Genomic DNA, 17056 nt, shown 5'->3' on the forward strand with positions numbered 1-17056 from the left:
GGACACGACACGACCTGATCTGCATTCGCTGATCTTTTCCGGCAGCCGACGGGGTACCCACTACACTGGGCCTCGTTGGCTGTCGGTGTTTGTGCCGGTTCGGCCGGCGACTTCCATCGCCTCCAGCGGCGATGATCCGTATGCACCGACGGTGTCGGTCCTCGGTAGTGACCTTCCGGTCCCGTCGGGTGTCGTATCCCGAATCCGCCGGAGGGTTTCGATCGACGACCGCCTCCGTGAGTCGGTGCGCAGCCGTGGCCACGGGGGTCGCGGCGCCCGCGCGGGTACGGCGAAGACGAAGAGGGAAGAGAAGACATACAGATGACAAGCACTACCGCAGTCGAGATCGACGAAGGGGTCTACGAGACCACCGCGACGCTCGACAACGGTGCCTACGGCACCCGCACCATCCGTTTCGAGACCGGCCGCCTCGCACGCCAGGCCGCCGGTTCGGTCGTCGCCTATCTCGACGACGAGACCATGCTGCTCTCGGCCACCAGCGCCTCGAAGCAGCCCAAGGACCAGTTCGACTTCTTCCCGCTGACGGTGGACGTCGAGGAGCGCATGTACGCCGCGGGTCGCATCCCGGGCTCGTTCTTCCGTCGCGAGGGACGCCCCTCCACCGACGCGATCCTGACCTGCCGTCTGATCGACCGGCCGCTGCGCCCGTCCTTCGTCGACGGTCTGCGCAACGAGATCCAGGTCGTCGTCACGGTTCTGAGCCTGAACCCGAACGACCTCTACGACGTCGTCGCGATCAACGCCGCGTCGGCCTCCACCCAGCTCGCCGGCCTGCCGTTCTCCGGCCCGGTCGGTGGCGTGCGTGTCGCGCTCATCGTCTCCGACGACAACAAGTCGGGCCAGTGGGTCGCGTTCCCGACCGTCGAGCAGCTCGAGAACGCCGTCTTCGACATGGTCGTCGCCGGTCGCATCGTCGGTGGGGGAGACAACCCCGACACCGCCGACGTCGCGATCATGATGGTCGAGGCCGAGGCGACCGAGAACGTCATCGCCCTCGTCGACGGTGGCGCCCAGGCGCCCACCGAGACCGTCGTGGCCGAGGGCCTCGAGGCAGCGAAGCCGTTCATCGCCCGCCTGTGCATCGCGCAGCAGCAGCTCGCCGCTGCCTCCGCGAAGCCCACCGGCGATTTCCCGCTGTTCCCGCCCTACCAGGACGACGTCTACGCCGCGGTCGAGTCCGCTGCGTCGGAGAAGCTCGCCGAGGCGCTCACCATCGCCGGCAAGCAGGAGCGCGACGACCGCACCGACGAGATCAAGGTCGAGGTGCTCGAGCAGGTCGCTCCGAACTTCGAGGGTCGCGAGAAGGAGATCGGCGCTGCCTTCCGCTCGCTGACCAAGAAGCTCGTGCGCCAGCGCATCCTGCGCGACCAGTTCCGCATCGACGGTCGCGGTGTCACCGACATCCGTGCTCTCTCCGCCGAGGTCGCGGTCGTTCCCCGCGCCCACGGTTCGGCGCTGTTCGAGCGCGGCGAGACCCAGATCATGGGTGTCACCACGCTCGACATGGTGAAGATGGCGCAGCAGGTCGACTCGCTCGGTCCCGAGACCAGCAAGCGCTACATGCACCACTACAACTTCCCGCCGTACTCCACCGGTGAGACCGGTCGTGTGGGCTCCCCGAAGCGTCGCGAGATCGGTCACGGTGCGCTCGCCGAGCGTGCCCTGATCCCGGTGCTCCCGAGCCAGGAGGAGTTTCCCTACGCCATTCGTCAGGTCTCCGAGGCCCTGAGCTCCAACGGCTCGACGTCCATGGGTTCGGTCTGCGCCTCGACGCTGTCGATGCTCAACGCCGGTGTGCCGCTCAAGGCCCCGGTCGCCGGTATTGCCATGGGCCTGGTCTCCGACGAGGTCGAACTCGAGGACGGCACCCGCGAGACCCGCTACGTCGCCCTCACCGACATCCTCGGTGCGGAGGACGCGTTCGGCGACATGGACTTCAAGGTCGCCGGCACGAAGGACTTCGTGACCGCCCTGCAGCTCGACACCAAGCTCGACGGTATCCCGTCGCAGGTCCTCGCCGGTGCGCTCTCGCAGGCCCACGATGCTCGCGCCACGATCCTCGAAGTCATGGCCGAGGCCATCGACACGCCCGACGAGATGAGCGAGTTCGCTCCGCGTATCACCACCATCAAGGTCCCGGTGGACAAGATCGGTGAGGTCATCGGCCCCAAGGGCAAGATGATCAACTCGATCACCGAGGAGACCGGCGCCAACATCTCCATCGAAGATGACGGCACCGTCTACGTCGGTGCAGCGGACGGCCCGTCCGCGCAGGCCGCGATCGACAAGATCAACGCCATCGCCAACCCGCAGCTGCCGAAGGTCGGCGAGCGCTTCCTCGGCACCGTGGTCAAGACCACGGCGTTCGGAGCGTTCGTCTCCCTGCTCCCCGGCCGCGACGGCCTGGTGCACATCAGCAAGCTCGGCAACGGCAAGCGCATCGCCAAGGTCGAGGACGTCGTGAACGTCGGTTCGAAGATCCGCGTCGAGATCGCCGACATCGACAACCGCGGCAAGATCAGCCTCGTCCCCGTCGAGGACGAGTCGGCCGAGGCCGCTGCGACCGGCGAGAACGCCGAGTCCTGATCACCCCACCCGCCTGCCGGTTCCCGGTGGGCGGGTGAACCCCGCACCCGTGGCGCCCGACATCCGGTCGGGCACCACGGGTGCGTCGTTTCCGGCAGACCATGGTTACCGGGGTGCAACGGCCGGACGTCATCCGGGTGAGGTTCCGCCGAACCGGGTCCGGACCGCGCCCGGGAATGGTTCCCTGAGTATGTGAGAACGGTCACGCCGGCGGATCTCGGGAGGTTGCGCGGAGCGAATCTGGCTCTGGCAACGTGGGTGTCCGCCATCAACTTCTGGGCCTGGAACATGATCGGGCCGCTGTCGACGACCTACGCCACCGACATGTCGCTCAGCAGCACGGAAGCGTCGATGCTGGTGGCCACGCCGATCCTCGTGGGCTCCCTCGGCCGCATCGTGGTCGGGGCGATGACGGACAGGTACGGCGGACGGGCGATGTTCATCGTCGTCTCGCTGCTGTCGATCGTTCCTGTCGTCGCGGTCGGATTCGCCGCCGAGGCCGGCTCCTACCCGCTGCTCCTGGTCTGCGGGTTCTTCCTCGGCATCGCGGGCACGATCTTCGCGGTCGGGATCCCGTTCGCCAACAACTGGTACGAACCTGCCCGCCGCGGCTTCGCGACCGGCGTGTTCGGGGCGGGCATGGTGGGCACGGCCCTGTCGGCCTTCTTCACACCGCGCTTCGTGAACTGGTTCGGGCTGGTGCCCACCCACATCGTCGTGGCGGCCGCGCTCGCCGTGACCGCCGTGGTGTGCATCCTGGTGATGCGCAACGCTCCCGAATTCCGTCCCAACACCGATCCGGTCCTGCCCAAGTTGACCGCCGCGGCGAAACTCGGTGTGACCTGGGAGATGTCGTTCCTGTACGCCGTCGTGTTCGGCGGGTTCGTGGCATTCAGCAACTATCTGCCCACCTACATCAAGACGATCTACGGCTTCTCCGCCGTCGACGCCGGTACGCGCACGGCGGGTTTCGCGCTCGCCGCGGTCCTCGCGCGGCCCGTGGGCGGAGCGCTGTCGGACCGGGTGCCGCCGAAGTACGTGGTCCTGGCCTCGTTCGCCGGTACCGCGGTGATGGCGGTGATAGCGACCTTCCAGCCCCCGCCCGACCTGTGGTCGGCGCTGACGTTCATCACGATGGCGATCTTCCTGGGCATCGGCACCGGTGGTGTCTTCGCGTGGGTGGCGCGTCGCGCCCCGGCACACGCGGTGGGCAGTGTCACCGGCATCGTCGCCGCAGCAGGTGGGCTCGGCGGTTACTTCCCGCCCCTGGTGATGGGCGCGACCTACGACGCCGAGGGCAACGACTACACCGTCGGTCTGCTCCTGCTCGCGGCGACGGCACTGGTGTGCCTGCTCTACACCGCATTCCGCCTGCACACCCACGAACCGCCCCCGACAGCAGCAGGATCCGGGGCCCGCGACGTACGTGAGGAGAAATCGTGACGGACACCGCCGGAATCGGGAACCGGATCGAGGAACTGCTCGTGCGCAGCGGACGGTTCTTCACCTCCGGCGAGCAGTCCGACGACACACGCACGGTCACGCGGCGCGGTGGCCGAGAAGGCGACATCTTCTACCGGGACCGCTGGAGCCACGACAAGGTCGTCCGCTCTACACACGGGGTGAACTGCACCGGTTCGTGTTCGTGGAAGATCTACGTCAAGGACGGCATCATCACCTGGGAGACCCAGGAAACCGACTATCCGACAGTCGGCCCCGACCGTCCCGAGTACGAACCGCGTGGGTGCCCGCGCGGCGCGGCCTTCTCCTGGTACACCTACTCGCCGACGCGCGTGCGCTATCCGTACGCGCGCGGACTGCTCGTCGAGATGTACCGGGAGGCGCGGCAGCGACTCGGCGATCCGGTGCTCGCCTGGGCCGACATCCAGAACGATCCCGAGCGGCGCCGCCGCTACCAGCGTGCCCGCGGCAAGGGTGGGCTGGTGCGCGTCACGTGGGCCGAGGCCACGGAGATGATCGCCGCCGCGCACGTCCACACCATCAAGGAGTACGGACCCGACCGGGTGGCCGGCTTCTCGCCGATCCCCGCCATGTCGATGGTCTCCTTCGCCGCCGGTTCCCGGTTCGTCGAACTGCTCGGCGGCGTGATGACGTCGTTCTACGACTGGTACGCCGACCTGCCGGTGGCGTCGCCGCAGGTCTTCGGCGATCAGACCGACGTGCCCGAGTCCGGGGACTGGTGGGACGCCTCCTACCTGATGATGTGGGGTTCGAACGTGCCCGTCACGCGCACCCCGGACGCGCACTGGATGACGGAGGTCCGCTACCGCGGCACCAAGGTCGTCTCGGTGAGTCCGGACTACGCCGACAACACCAAGTTCGCCGACGAGTGGATGGCGTGCGCGGCCGGTACCGACGGTGCCCTGGCGATGGCGATGGGCCATGTGCTCCTCACTGAGTTCTATGTGCGGCAGCGCGTTCCGTTCTTCGTCGACTATGTGCGCCGATACACCGATTTGCCGTTCCTCGTGCGGCTCGAGGAACGCGGCGGACGGCTCGTGCCGGGCAAGAACCTCACCGCCGTCGATCTCGGACACAGCGTCGAGAACGCGGCGTTCAAGCCGGTCTTCGTCGACGGTGCGACCGACACCGTCGTCGTACCCCCGGGCTCCCTCGGCTTCCGCTACGGCGACGACGGCATCGGCAAGTGGAATCTCGAACTCGGTGACCTCGTCCCGACCCTGACGGTCGCGCCCGGCGGCGGGGGAGCGGTCGAGACCGCGGCGGTGCACCTGCCGAGTTTCGACACCGTCGACGGGCACGGTGAGAGCATCGAACGGGGTGTGCCGGTCCGTCGGATCGGGGATCACCTCGTGTGCACCGTCTTCGACCTGATGCTCGCGCAGTACGGGGTGAACCGTCCGGAGCTCGACCTGCCCGGGCAGTGGCCGAGCGGGTACGACGACCCGGGCTCGCCGTACACCCCGGCCTGGCAGGAGGCCCTCACCGGGGTGCCCGCGGCCCAGGCGATCCGGATCGCGACGGAGTTCGCCCGCAACGCCGAGGAGTCGGGCGGGCGTTCGATGATCATCATGGGGGCCGGCATCTGCCAGTGGTTCCACGGCGACGCCACCTATCGCGCGGTGCTCGCGCTGCTCATGCTCACCGGCTGCATGGGACGCAACGGGGGTGGATGGGCGCACTACGTCGGGCAGGAGAAGTGCCGTCCCGTCACGGGATGGGCGGCCATGGCGATGGGGACGGACTGGTCTCGCCCGCCCCGCCAGATGGCCGGCACTTCCTACTGGTACGTGCACACCGACCAATGGCGCTACGACGGTTACCGTGCCGACGCGCTGGCCAGTCCGCTGGGGCGCGGGCGTTTCCGCGACAAGCACACGATGGACGTCATGGCGTCCGCGGTCGCCATGGGCTGGACACCCTTCTATCCCCAGTTCGACCGCAACACCCACGAGGTTGCCGAACAGGCACGGGCGGCGGGACGGGAGATCCCACAGCACGTCGCGCAGCAACTCGCCTCGGGCGAACTGAAACTGTCGGTGACCGACCCCGACGACCCGCGGAACTGGCCGCGCGTGCTCAGCGTGTGGCGGTCGAACCTGCTCGGCTCGTCCAGCAAGGGCAACGAGTATTTCCTGCGGCACCTGCTCGGCACCGATTCCAACGTGCAGGCCGAGCCGACGGCCCCCGGCCTGCGGCCCGGTGAGGTGGCGTGGCCCGACGACCTGCCCGAAGGAAAACTCGACCTGCTCATGTCGATCGACTTCCGCATGACCTCGACGACGTTGTTCTCCGACATCGTCCTGCCCGCCGCGACCTGGTACGAGAAGGGCGACCTGTCGAGCACCGACATGCACCCCTACATCCACGCTTTCACCGCGGCGGTCGACCCGCCCTGGGAGACCCGTTCGGACTACGACGCTTTCGGCGCCATCGCGCAGACCTTCAGCACCCTCGCCCGGACTCACCTGGGAACCCGCACCGACATCGTGATGGGGACACTGCAGCACGACACACCCGCAGCGATGGCGTATCCGTCCGGCACCGAACGGGACTGGCGCTCGACCGGCGAAGTGCCGGTTCCGGGCAGGACGATGGGTCCGCTCGCCGTCGTCGAACGGGACTACGGTGCGATCGCGGAGAAGTGGGCGACGCTCGGTCCGCTCGTCGAGACCCTCGGGTTGAACACCAAGGGCGTCGTGACCCGGCCGGACCGTGAGGTCGCCGAACTGGCACAGAGATTCGGCGTCATGGATTCCGGTGCCGGACGGGGCCGTCCGGCGATCACCACCGCCGAACGGATGGCCGACACGATCCTCGCGCTGTCGGGCACGTCCAACGGCAGGCTCGCCGTCGAGGGATTCCGCGAACTCGAGAAGCGCACCGGGCGCCGACTCGTGCACCTGGCGGAGGGCAGCGAAGAGCGGCGCATCACCTACGCCGATACCCAGGCCCGTCCCGTGCCCGTCATCACGAGCCCCGAATGGTCGGGGAGCGAAACCGGAGGTCGGCGGTACGCGCCCTTCACGGTCAACATCGAGGAACTCAAACCCTTCCACACCCTGACGGGACGGATGCACTTCTACCTCGACCACGACTGGCTGGAGGAACTCGGTGAGCAGCTCCCCGTCTACCGGCCCCCACTGGACATGTCGCGACTGTTCGACGAACCGGCCGTCGGCACGGGTGACGGAATCGGGCTGGCCGTTCGGTATCTGACGCCGCACTCGAAGTGGTCGATCCACTCCGAATACCAGGACAACCTGTTCATGCTCTCCTTGTCCCGGGGCGGGCCCACGATGTGGATGTCGGCCGCCGATGCCGCGAAGATCTCGGTGAGCGACAACGACTGGGTGGAGGCGGTCAACCGCAACGGTGTCATCGTGTGCCGGGCGATCGTCTCGCACCGCATGCCCGAGGGCGTCGTCTTCGTCTATCACGCGCAGGATCGCGTCATCGACGTGCCACGGACCGAGACCACCGGTACGCGCGGCGGTATCCACAACTCCCTGACGCGCATCCTCATCAAGCCCAGCCACCTGGCCGGGGGATACGCGCAGACCGCCTACGCGTTCAACTATCTCGGCCCCACGGGCAACCAGCGCGACGAGGTGACGATCGTGCGGCGCAGATCGCAGGAGGTCGTCTACTGATGTTCGTCGAGCGAACAGCCGGGTGGAGTGCGATGCAGGAAGCGAGGCGGACATGAAGGTCATGGCACAACTTGCGATGGTGATGAACCTCGACAAGTGCATCGGATGCCACACCTGCTCGGTGACCTGCAAGCAGGCATGGACCAATCGGTCGGGTACCGAGTACGTGTGGTTCAACAATGTCGAAACACGTCCGGGGCAAGGTTATCCGCGAACCTACGAGGATCAGGAACGCTGGCGCGGCGGATGGATCCGGGACTCCAAGGGCCGCGTACGCCTCCGGGACGGCGGCCGATTCGCCAAACTCGCCCGCATCTTCGCGAACCCGAAGATGCCCTCGATCCAGGATTACTACGAGCCGTGGACCTACGACTACGACAACCTCACCAACGCTCCGCTCGGAGAGCACATCCCGGTGGCGACGCCACGCAGCCTGATCTCCGGTGAGCCGATGAAGGTGCAGTGGTCGGCGAATTGGGACGACAACCTCGGTGGCTCTCCGTCGGTCGTCCCGGACGATCCGATCCTGAAGAAGGTCGGCGAGCAGGTGAAGCTCGAGTTCGAGCAGACCTTCATGTTCTACCTGCCCAGGATCTGCGAGCACTGCCTGAACCCGTCGTGTGTGGCGTCGTGTCCGTCCGGCGCGATGTACAAGCGATCGGAGGACGGCATCGTCCTCGTCGACCAGGACCGGTGCCGCGGCTGGCGGATGTGTGTGTCCGGATGCCCGTACAAGAAGGTGTACTTCAACCACAAGACGGGCAAGGCCGAGAAGTGCACCTTCTGCTATCCCCGGGTGGAGGTGGGCCTGCCCACCGTGTGCTCGGAGACGTGCGTGGGACGGCTGCGTTACATCGGGCTCGTCCTCTACGACGTCGACCGCGTGCTGGAGGCGGCCTCGGTGGAGGACGAGAAGGACCTGTACGCGGCGCAACGTGACGTGCTGCTCGATCCCAAGGATCCCGACGTGATCGCCGGCGCCCGCGCCGAAGGGATCTCCGACGAGTGGATCGAGGCCGCCCAGCGTTCACCCGTCTACGACCTGATCAGCACCTACCGGGTGGCGCTGCCTCTGCATCCGGAATATCGGACGATGCCCATGGTCTGGTACGTGCCACCGCTCTCGCCCGTCGTCGACGCCGTGAGCCGCGAGGGGCACGACGGCGAGGACATCGGCAATCTCTTCGGCGCCCTGGACGCACTGCGCATCCCCGTCGCGTACCTCGCGGAACTGTTCACGGCCGGAGACACCGGTGTCGTCGAGGCCGTGCTGCGCCGGCTCGCCGCGATGCGCTCGTACATGCGTGACATCAATCTGGGACGCGAGACCCGTCCCGAGATCCCCGAATCCGTCGGCATGAGCGAAGAGCAGATCTATGCGATGTACCGGCTCCTCGCACTCGCCAAGTACGACGAGCGGTACGTCATCCCGACCGCGTACGCGGCCGAAGGCCATCGGCTCGAGGAGACCGCGACCGACTGTGCGCTGTCCTACGAGGGCGGCCCCGGGATGTACGAATCGGGTCCCTTCGGTGAGGCCAGCGGTGCCCCGGTCCCGGTGGCGGTCGAGACGTTCCACGCACTCGCGCAACGGCAGACCAGTGAAGGGATGGCGGCGAACGCGTCGAACCCGTCACGGGTCAACCTCCTCAACTGGGACGGTAAGGGCGTGCCGAGCGGGATGTTCCCCGACGGACGCGACGGGAACGGGGACACGCGATGAAGTTGCTGCGTTCACGGCGCACGGCGTCCGATCGCGCTCTGCAGCGGCGCCTCGTCCGTCAGGCCGCGTCGCTGCTGCTCGCCTATCCCGACGAAGGGCACGCCGGACGGCTCGACACCGTCGAACAACTCCTCGAGCACGTCACCGGTCCGGAGAAGGACGTCTTGAGGGCGGCCGCCCGAGCGCTGGGCGAACCGAACCTCCTCTCCGTCGCCCAGCAGTACGTGGATACCTTCGACCTGCGACGGCGTTCGACGATGTACCTGACCTACTGGACAGCAGGCGACACCCGGAACCGAGGGGCGGAGATGCACGCCTTCGCGAGTGCGTATCGTGCCGCGGGGGCCGAGCCGCCCGCCCACGAGTCACCCGACCATCTGCCGGTCGTCCTCGAATTCGCGGCCACCGTGGATCCCGCCGCGGGCGAGGAACTCCTCACCCGGTATCGGGTGGCCCTCGACGTGCTGCACACCTCCCTGCGTGAGGCCGGCTCGCCGTACGCGCAGGTCGTCGCGGCCGTGTGCGCGACCCTCCCGCCGGTCACCGCCCGGGACGAGGAACGGGCCCGGCGCCTCGCGCAGGCGGGACCGCCCCGCGAGTCGATCGGATTGCAGCCCTTCACCCTGACGGTGCCGCCCCGGCGAGGAGTCCCGGAATCATGAGTGCAGGAGAGATCTTCTGGGACGTGGTGCCGTACGTGACGCTCGCGATCGTCGCGGTGGGGACCTGGTGGCGGTATCGATACGACAAGTTCGGATGGACCACCCGTTCGTCCCAGCTGTACGAGGCGCGGTTACTGCGCATCGCGAGCCCGATGTTCCACTTCGGGATCCTGGTCGTGATCGTCGGCCACATCATCGGCCTGGTGATCCCGCAGTCGTGGACCGACGCCGTCGGGTTGAGTCAGCACGCCTATCACGTGCAGGCCATCACGCTCGGCACGATCGCCGGTGTCTCGACGCTCGTCGGCATCTCCCTGCTCGTGTACCGCCGTCGCACCCGCGGTCCCGTCTTCAGCGCCACCACTCTCAACGACAAAGTCATGTATGTCGTGCTCGTCGCCGCGATCGTGGCGGGTCTCGCCACCACGCTGATGGGGTCGGGTGTCGTGGGCGAGGAACACAACTACCGGGAGACCGTCTCGCCGTGGTTCCGGTCGATCTGGGTCCTGCAACCCCGCGGCGACCTGATGGTGGAGGCGCCGTTCAGCTTCCAGCTGCACGCCCTGATCGGCCTCGCGCTCTTCGCCATCTGGCCGTTCACGCGCCTCGTCCACGCCTTCAGTGCCCCCGTCGGATACCTGTTCCGGCCGTACATCGTCTACCGCAGCCGCGAGGAGGCACGTCCCGGCCGGCTCGTGGGTTCGCAACCGCAACGACGGGGGTGGTGAGCGCGACCGATGGTGGGGGAGAGTCCCGGTGTACTGTGAAATGTTCCGCGCCCCCCGACCTTGTCAGGACCACCGAAGATCCCCATGGCTTCCAGTTCCCACGTGAAGAACGACGCTTCGACCCCCGCACCCGTCGCGGCCACCGGCGTCCGCCGCTCGGTCCTTCCCGGGGGAGTGCGGGTCGTCACCGAGCACGTCCCGGGAGTGCGCTCGGCGGCCGTCGGAGTGTGGGTCGGTGTCGGATCCCGCGACGAACAACCGTCGGTCGCAGGCGCCGCCCACTTTCTCGAGCACCTGCTGTTCAAGGCGACCCCGACGCGCACCGCTCTCGACATCGCCGAGACGATGGACGGGATCGGGGGAGAGCTCAACGCGTTCACCAGCAAGGAACACACCTGCTTCTACGCGCACGTCCTCGACGACGACCTGCCGATCGCCGTCGAGGTCGTCGCCGACGTCGTCCTGCGCGGCCGGTGCCTGAGCGCGGACGTCGACGTCGAGCGTCAGGTGGTGCTCGAGGAGATCGCGATGCGCGACGACGATCCCGAGGACCTGCTCGGCGACTCGCTGCTCACCGCGCTGTACGGCGATCACCCCCTCGGCCGGCCGATCATCGGATCCGTCGAGTCGATCGAGTCCATGACCCGGACCCAGTTGCATTCGTTCCACGTGCGCCGCTACACCCCGCCGCGGATGGTCGTCGCGGTCGCCGGCAACGTCGACCACGCGCACACCGTCGAACTGGTGCGCCGCGCCTTCGCCGGTCACCTGGACGACGCGGCCACTCCCGCGCCCTGCCGCGACGGACGGCTCGAACTGCGCACCGCGCCGACGATGAGCATCGTCGAGCGCGACAACGAACAGGCGCACCTGACCCTCGGCGTGCGGTCCTTCGGCCGGCACGACGGGCGTCGCTGGGCGTTGTCGGTGCTCAACGCCGCCGTCGGTGGTGGTCTGAGTTCGCGCCTGTTCCAGGAGGTACGCGAGAAGCGGGGTCTGGCCTACTCGGTGTACTCCGGCACCGACACCTTCGCCGACACCGGCGCCTTCTCCGTGTACGCGGGCTGTCAGCCCGACAACCTCGGTGAGGTCGCCGCGGTGGTCCGGGAGGTGCTCACCGACGTGGCCGAACACGGCATCACCGACGCGGAATGCGCCCGTGCCAAGGGGTCGCTGCGCGGCGGTCTCGTGCTCGGACTCGAGGACACCGGGGCGCGCATGCACCGGATCGGCCGCAGCGAACTGAGCTACGGGCAGCACTGGAGCATCACCGAGACCCTCGAACGCATCTCGTCGGTGTCCACCGAGGAGGTGCGCAGCGTGGCCGCCGACCTGCTGCACCGGCCGTTCGCGGTCGCCGTCGCCGGCCCCTACCGGCGCACTCGTGACGTTCCGGCGTCGGTGCGCGAACTCGTGTCCTGAATCGTCCTCAGCTGGGCCAGTCGGCTCCGCAGGCGTCCGATGTCGTGCGCGACGGGTCCCGCCGGAGCAGCGAGTTCCGATACCGCGACCTCCGAGACGAACACGACCCGCACGTCGCGGTCGTGGAGCACGTCCACCAGATTGGCGAACCGCTGCGCGGGTTCGCGACCCGCGGTCGTCAGATCCGGGATCTTGTCGACGACCCAGAACAGGTGATCCGCCGCAAGCGCCAGATAGTCGGCCGGCGCCGTGGTGTGGTCGCAGAGATCGCCGAAGTCGAACCAGAGACAGTCCTCCTCGGCCCGTAGAGCGCGGAGCGGACGTTCCGCCGGGCGCAGGACCCGATGTTCGGCCGGCGCCGGCCGTTCGAGACCGAGCCGTCGTAGCTGCCGGTCGGACGGGGAGACGGCCCAGATCCCCGACGCGAATCCCTTCGCATGGTCGGAGCCGAGCCGATGATCGCGCGGACCGTCCAGAGCGACGACCGTCGCGCACCGCTCGACGAGCTCGATCGTCGGGACGAAGCCGTCGTGGAAGAGCGGGTTGGGGAGCAGGTGGCGGGGAGGATAGTTCGAGGTCAGGACGAGACGCGTGCGGCGACCGAGCAGTGCGGGGAACAGCCGGGCGACGAACGTGCCGTCCGCCGGATCGTGGACGTGGAATTCGTCGAAGCACACGAGCTCGGCGCGACCGATCAGGTGATCGAGTGCGGCGTCGAGATCGAAGCGGTGCCGTCGGAGCTCGACGTGCAGGTCGCGGAAGAACTCGTGGAAGTGGACGCGCAGCTTGTTCCGTCCGGGATAGGCCGAGAAGTACACGTCGGCGAGCCAGCTCTTGCCGCGCCCGGGCGGGCCCCACAGGTAGACGTTCGGGCGCTCGGGATGACACAGCTGCTCGACGGCGTCGTGTTGCGCGGGATCGAGCACGAACCCCCGGCTGCGCGCGGCCTCGTCGAACACGGTGCGGGGGACGGGGTTCGGCATGGCGGTGTTCGGCGACATGCGGTTCCTGCGTCGGCGCACCCTCACGGCCGAGACTCTATCATCGTAGAGTGACGACTTCACCCGAACGTCCCTCCCGGCGCACGGCCATCAGCGATGCCGCCCTCGAACTCGCCGCCCGTGGCGGCAACCACGCGGTGACGCACACGGCCATCGACGTGCACCTCGGCCTGCCGAAGGGCTCGACCTCCTACTACTTCCGCACCCGCCACGCGCTCGTCTCGGCTGCGATCACCCGCCTCGCCGAACGGTCGCGCGCGGATTTCGCCGCGCTGTTCGACGACACGACCGGCGACCCGAGCCCTCCTGCCGACCTGATCGCGCGCTATCTCGAACGCCTGCTCACTGTGCGTCGCACCGATGTGCTGGCCCGGTACGCGCTCGCGACCGACGCGCGCCTCGAACGAGAGTCTGCCGAGGCGCTCGCGGCCTGCATGTTCTCGATCTCCGCGGCCACCGATCTCGTGCGGGAACTCGGTGCGCCGGAACCCGACACGGCGGGGCGCGATCTGGTGACCCTGCTCGAAGGAGTTCTGTTCGACCGCACCCACGGCGCTCGCGCCCACACGTCCTCGGATTCGGACACGGCATGGGTCGACGAGATCAGCTCGACCGTCGGTCGGTGGCTCGACGCGCTCTGCGCACAGCAGTAGGTGGCGTTCGACCCGCTCGGGACGTCCACGGGTGGTTGCGTAGGATTTCCGGGGGAGACGGCAACGAAAGGGCGTGACGACGCAAGTGGATGCAACAAAAGTTCGGGTGGGTGTACTCGGTGCTGCCGGCAAGGTCGGCCAGGCGATCTGCGCCGCCGTCGACGCCGCGTCCGATCTCGAGCTCGTCGCCACCGTCGACAAGGGCGACAGCCTCGACGCCTTCGTGAACTCGCAGACCCAGGTGGTCGTCGACTTCACCCACCCCGACGTCGTCATGGACAACCTGCACTTCCTCGTCGAGAACGGCATCCACGCCGTGGTCGGAACCACCGGCTTCGACGACGAGCGCCTCGACCGGGTGCGGAGCTGGCTCGCGGATCGTCCCGAGGTGGGCGTGCTCATCGCGCCGAACTTCGCGATCGGTGCCGTGCTGTCGATGCGCTTCGCTCAGGCCGCCGCCCGGTTCTTCGACTCCGTCGAGGTGATCGAGCTGCACCACCCGAACAAGGCCGACGCCCCGTCCGGCACCGCCTACCGCACTGCCCGTCTGATCGCGCAGGCCCGCGCCGAGGCCGGTGTGGCTCCGAGCCCGGACGCCACCACCACCGAACTCGACGGTGCTCGCGGCGGCGACGTCGACGGTGTCCGCGTGCACTCCGTGCGTCTCGCCGGACTCGTCGCCCACCAGGAGGTGCTGCTCGGCACCCAGGGCGAGACCCTCACCATCCGGCACGACTCGATCGACCGCTCCTCCTTCGCTCCCGGGGTGCTGCTCGGTGTGCGGGAGATCGGTAAGCGACCGGGTCTGACCGTCGGAATCGATCCCCTCCTCGACCTGTGAGAACCGGCTCGCTCAAAGTCCTCGTGCCCATCGCGTTCATCGTGGTGGCGCTGGGGTTCTACTTCGTTCTGCTCGGCTCCACCGGCCTGGAACTGGTCCGGTCCGGTGAGGTCGCGGCGATCGGTCTCGGGATCGGCATCCTCATCCTCCCGGTCGTGGGAGCCTGGATCGTCTACGCGACCCTCCGCGCAGGGCTGCAGCATCAGCACCTCGCGCGGCGGATCCACGACGAAGGCCTCGAACTCGACGTCGACGACCTGCCCCGCATGCCGTCTGGGCGGATCGACCGGGACGCCGCCGACGAACTGTTCGCGACCGTGAAGCAGGAATGGGAAGCCGACCCCGACAACTGGCGCAACTCCTACCGGCTGGCACGCGCCTACGACTACGCGGGCGACCGCAGTCGCGCGCGGGAGACGATGCGCCGGGCGGTCGCGCTCGAGAAGCTCGAACGGGACGGCCTCGCCGGTTCCTGAACCGGCGAGCGGCTTTGACAACCTCGACGTGGTGCAGCAGCCTGCTGATGTGACGGACGAGGCTGTGGAAGACCGGGCTGGGGTGGACGAGGCGGGGCGCGGGGACGGATCCCGCACGGTGCTGGTGGTGCACCACACCCCGTCGCCGCCGACCCGCGAGATCCTCGAAGCCGTCCTGGCGGGAGCTCGGGACCCGGAGATCACGGGTGTCACCGTTCGGGTGGTCCCCGCGCTGGGCGCCACGGTTCCCGATGTGCTGGCCGCCGACGGCTTCCTGTTCGGCACGACAGCCAATTTCGGCTACATGTCGGGTGCGCTCAAGCACTTCTTCGACACGGTCTACTACCCGTGTCTCGATGCCGTCGCCGGTCGTCCCTACGGTCTGTGGGTGCACGGGAACAACGACACCGCCGGCGCTGTGGCCTCGGTTCGGCGCCTGACCACCGGGTTGGGTCTCGTGCAGGCTGCTACCGATCTCGAGATCACCGGACCGGTCGACGCGAAGGTACGCGAGCAGTGTTACGAGCTCGGCGCCATCGTCGCGGCGACCGCGGCCGGCGAGATCTGACTTCAGCGGAAGTGTTTCTCCGTGAACGACGTGAGGCCTTTGCCGGCGGTTTCGAGGGCCATCTTCTCGGCGCGCCGCACGAGGAATCCGGGGACGGGGATCTTCGGATCGATGGTCAGCGAGAACTCGGCCGTCGTGCCGGATCCCTTGGCGGTGAGGGTGTAGGCGCCGTCCTGCTGGCGTTGCTGGCTGCTCTCCACCAGGGTCCACGACATGGACTCGTCGCCGTTCCAGGAGTACTCGACGACCTGTTCGTCGGTGATGCCGACGATGGAGACGGTCATCCGCACGCGGTGCGGTCGTCCGTCGGGGTGGGTGGACTCGACGGTGACGGACTTGTGGGTCGACGACCACTCGGGCAGGCGTTCGACCGCGGCGAGCGCGGCCATCACCTGCTCCGGGGTTGCGTCGATGTCGAAACTCCTGGTGCTGCTGACCGCCATGCGCCCTCCGCGTCGCCCGATTGTGTGCGTCGGCACTCTATCGTGCGGTGAGGTGCCTCACGCGTCGCTGCGCGGGTTCGTGTCGTCGGGACCTGCAGCGTCGTTGCGGCCGGCAGTGTCGTCCGGGCCTGCGGCGTCGGTCGGGTCGGACGGCGGTTGCTCGGTGGGTTCGGGCGAGGTGGGCTTCGCCCAGCCACCCTGACGGCGCCATTCGTCGGCACGGCGCTGATAGCGCATCTGCTCCCGCAGGGCGCCCTGCACGGCCTGCGCCATCCAGGAATTGAGCGACAGCCCGCTCTGCTGCGCCGCTTCCTCGGCCTTGGTCTTGATCTGTTCGACGAGGCGCAGGGTCACCCGGCTGATGTCGCCGGTCATCTCTTCGAAGGACGGCGTCGGAACCTCGTGCGGGGGAGCGGGTTCGCTGTGGACGGCGAGGACGGCATCGGTGCCGTCGAGGCGCACCGTGACGGTGCGGTCGCCGAGTTCGTCGCTGATCTCGTTGGCCATGTCGGACAGTGCTGCCAGGACCGCGAGTCGGACGGGTGCGGCGATGGCGGTCGCGAGGGCGGCGGCGGTGCGTCGGGTCTGCTCGTCGCCGAGTTCGGCCGCGGAGATCACGGAGTCCGTGATGGCGGACGTGTACTTGTCGATGTCCATGACGCCAGTGTGGCGTCACGAGTGATGTCACGCAAGTGTCATCATGATGTCATCGATCGTCGCAGGCCGAGGCGCGTTAGTGTTCGGACGGAAGAGACGGCGCGTCCGGAGGATGCGCGACGACCCAGGCGAGGAGGAGA

The 17056-nt window shown here is 68.1% G+C and carries 14 protein-coding genes; 11 read left to right on the top strand and 3 right to left on the bottom strand.

Annotated features, from left to right (window positions below; genetic code table 11):
- Positions 1-321: 321 nt before the first annotated feature.
- From ACNJ7K_RS21640 to ACNJ7K_RS21670, 7 genes are all read left to right on the top strand, one after another.
- Positions 322-2607 (top strand): polyribonucleotide nucleotidyltransferase, encoded by a 2286-nt coding sequence (locus ACNJ7K_RS21640; protein WP_487042167.1) that lies wholly within the window; start codon positions 322-324, stop codon positions 2605-2607.
- A 192-nt stretch (positions 2608-2799) separates the two neighbouring features.
- On the top strand, positions 2800-4050 hold the full coding sequence (locus tag ACNJ7K_RS21645) for a nitrate/nitrite transporter (protein WP_487042168.1): 1251 nt from the start codon (positions 2800-2802) through the stop codon (positions 4048-4050).
- Complete coding sequence (locus ACNJ7K_RS21650) at positions 4047-7742, top strand: nitrate reductase subunit alpha (RefSeq protein ID WP_487042169.1); 3696 nt, start codon at positions 4047-4049, stop codon at positions 7740-7742. Before ACNJ7K_RS21645 ends, ACNJ7K_RS21650 begins: the two co-directional genes overlap by 4 nt.
- A gap of 52 nt (positions 7743-7794) precedes the next feature.
- Positions 7795-9465, top strand: coding sequence for a nitrate reductase subunit beta (gene narH, locus ACNJ7K_RS21655; RefSeq protein ID WP_487042170.1), 1671 nt, complete (start codon positions 7795-7797; stop codon positions 9463-9465).
- Complete coding sequence (narJ, locus tag ACNJ7K_RS21660) at positions 9462-10127, top strand: nitrate reductase molybdenum cofactor assembly chaperone (RefSeq protein ID WP_487042171.1); 666 nt, start codon at positions 9462-9464, stop codon at positions 10125-10127. Before narH ends, narJ begins: the two co-directional genes overlap by 4 nt.
- Positions 10124-10855, top strand: coding sequence for a respiratory nitrate reductase subunit gamma (gene narI, locus ACNJ7K_RS21665; protein ID WP_487042172.1), 732 nt, complete (start codon positions 10124-10126; stop codon positions 10853-10855). The genes narJ and narI overlap by 4 nt, the downstream gene beginning before the upstream one ends.
- Positions 10856-10939: 84 nt before the next feature.
- A complete protein-coding gene (locus tag ACNJ7K_RS21670) occupies positions 10940-12277 on the top strand; it encodes a M16 family metallopeptidase (protein WP_120282303.1) in 1338 nt (445 codons plus the stop codon).
- Here ACNJ7K_RS21670 and zapE read toward each other — a convergent pair.
- Positions 12226-13278, bottom strand: coding sequence for a cell division protein ZapE (gene zapE, locus ACNJ7K_RS21675; protein WP_487042173.1), 1053 nt, complete (start codon positions 13276-13278; stop codon positions 12226-12228). The two genes, ACNJ7K_RS21670 and zapE, sit on opposite strands and share 52 nt — an antisense overlap.
- A gap of 50 nt (positions 13279-13328) precedes the next feature.
- Between zapE and ACNJ7K_RS21680 the strand changes: the two genes are divergently transcribed.
- The 4 genes from ACNJ7K_RS21680 (at position 13329) to ACNJ7K_RS21695 (ending at position 15816) form a co-directional block, all read left to right on the top strand.
- Complete coding sequence (locus ACNJ7K_RS21680) at positions 13329-13931, top strand: TetR/AcrR family transcriptional regulator (protein WP_268655585.1); 603 nt, start codon at positions 13329-13331, stop codon at positions 13929-13931.
- A gap of 85 nt (positions 13932-14016) precedes the next feature.
- Positions 14017-14772, top strand: a complete 756-nt coding sequence (gene dapB, locus ACNJ7K_RS21685; RefSeq protein WP_170318494.1) for a 4-hydroxy-tetrahydrodipicolinate reductase — start codon at positions 14017-14019, stop codon at positions 14770-14772.
- On the top strand, positions 14769-15248 hold the full coding sequence (locus ACNJ7K_RS21690; protein ID WP_268655586.1) for a hypothetical protein: 480 nt from the start codon (positions 14769-14771) through the stop codon (positions 15246-15248). The genes dapB and ACNJ7K_RS21690 overlap by 4 nt, the downstream gene beginning before the upstream one ends.
- Before the next feature lie 64 nt (positions 15249-15312).
- Positions 15313-15816, top strand: coding sequence for a flavodoxin family protein (locus ACNJ7K_RS21695; RefSeq protein ID WP_268655747.1), 504 nt, complete (start codon positions 15313-15315; stop codon positions 15814-15816).
- Between the two features lie 2 nt (positions 15817-15818).
- On the opposite strand, the gene ACNJ7K_RS21700 is transcribed toward ACNJ7K_RS21695, so the two are convergent.
- On the bottom strand, positions 15819-16259 hold the full coding sequence (locus ACNJ7K_RS21700) for an SRPBCC family protein (RefSeq protein ID WP_487042174.1): 441 nt from the start codon (positions 16257-16259) through the stop codon (positions 15819-15821).
- 57 nt (positions 16260-16316) lie between these two features.
- Positions 16317-16916: a hypothetical protein gene (locus ACNJ7K_RS21705; RefSeq protein WP_487042175.1), complete on the bottom strand. Its 600-nt coding sequence runs from the start codon at positions 16914-16916 to the stop codon at positions 16317-16319.
- Positions 16917-17056 lie beyond the last annotated feature (140 nt).

Source organism: Rhodococcus shunpengi (assembly GCF_048381395.1).
GTDB lineage: Bacteria > Actinomycetota > Actinomycetes > Mycobacteriales > Mycobacteriaceae > Rhodococcus.

Coding starts and splice junctions, on each gene's coding strand:
- ACNJ7K_RS21670 (WP_120282303.1), top strand. CDS start 10,940: ATGGCTTCCAGTTCCCACGTGAAGAACGACGCTTCGACCCCCGCACCC.
- narI (WP_487042172.1), top strand. CDS start 10,124: ATGAGTGCAGGAGAGATCTTCTGGGACGTGGTGCCGTACGTGACGCTC.
- ACNJ7K_RS21705 (WP_487042175.1), bottom strand. CDS start 16,916: ATGGACATCGACAAGTACACGTCCGCCATCACGGACTCCGTGATCTCC.
- narH (WP_487042170.1), top strand. CDS start 7,795: ATGAAGGTCATGGCACAACTTGCGATGGTGATGAACCTCGACAAGTGC.
- zapE (WP_487042173.1), bottom strand. CDS start 13,278: ATGTCGCCGAACACCGCCATGCCGAACCCCGTCCCCCGCACCGTGTTC.
- narJ (WP_487042171.1), top strand. CDS start 9,462: ATGAAGTTGCTGCGTTCACGGCGCACGGCGTCCGATCGCGCTCTGCAG.
- ACNJ7K_RS21640 (WP_487042167.1), top strand. CDS start 322: ATGACAAGCACTACCGCAGTCGAGATCGACGAAGGGGTCTACGAGACC.
- ACNJ7K_RS21700 (WP_487042174.1), bottom strand. CDS start 16,259: ATGGCGGTCAGCAGCACCAGGAGTTTCGACATCGACGCAACCCCGGAG.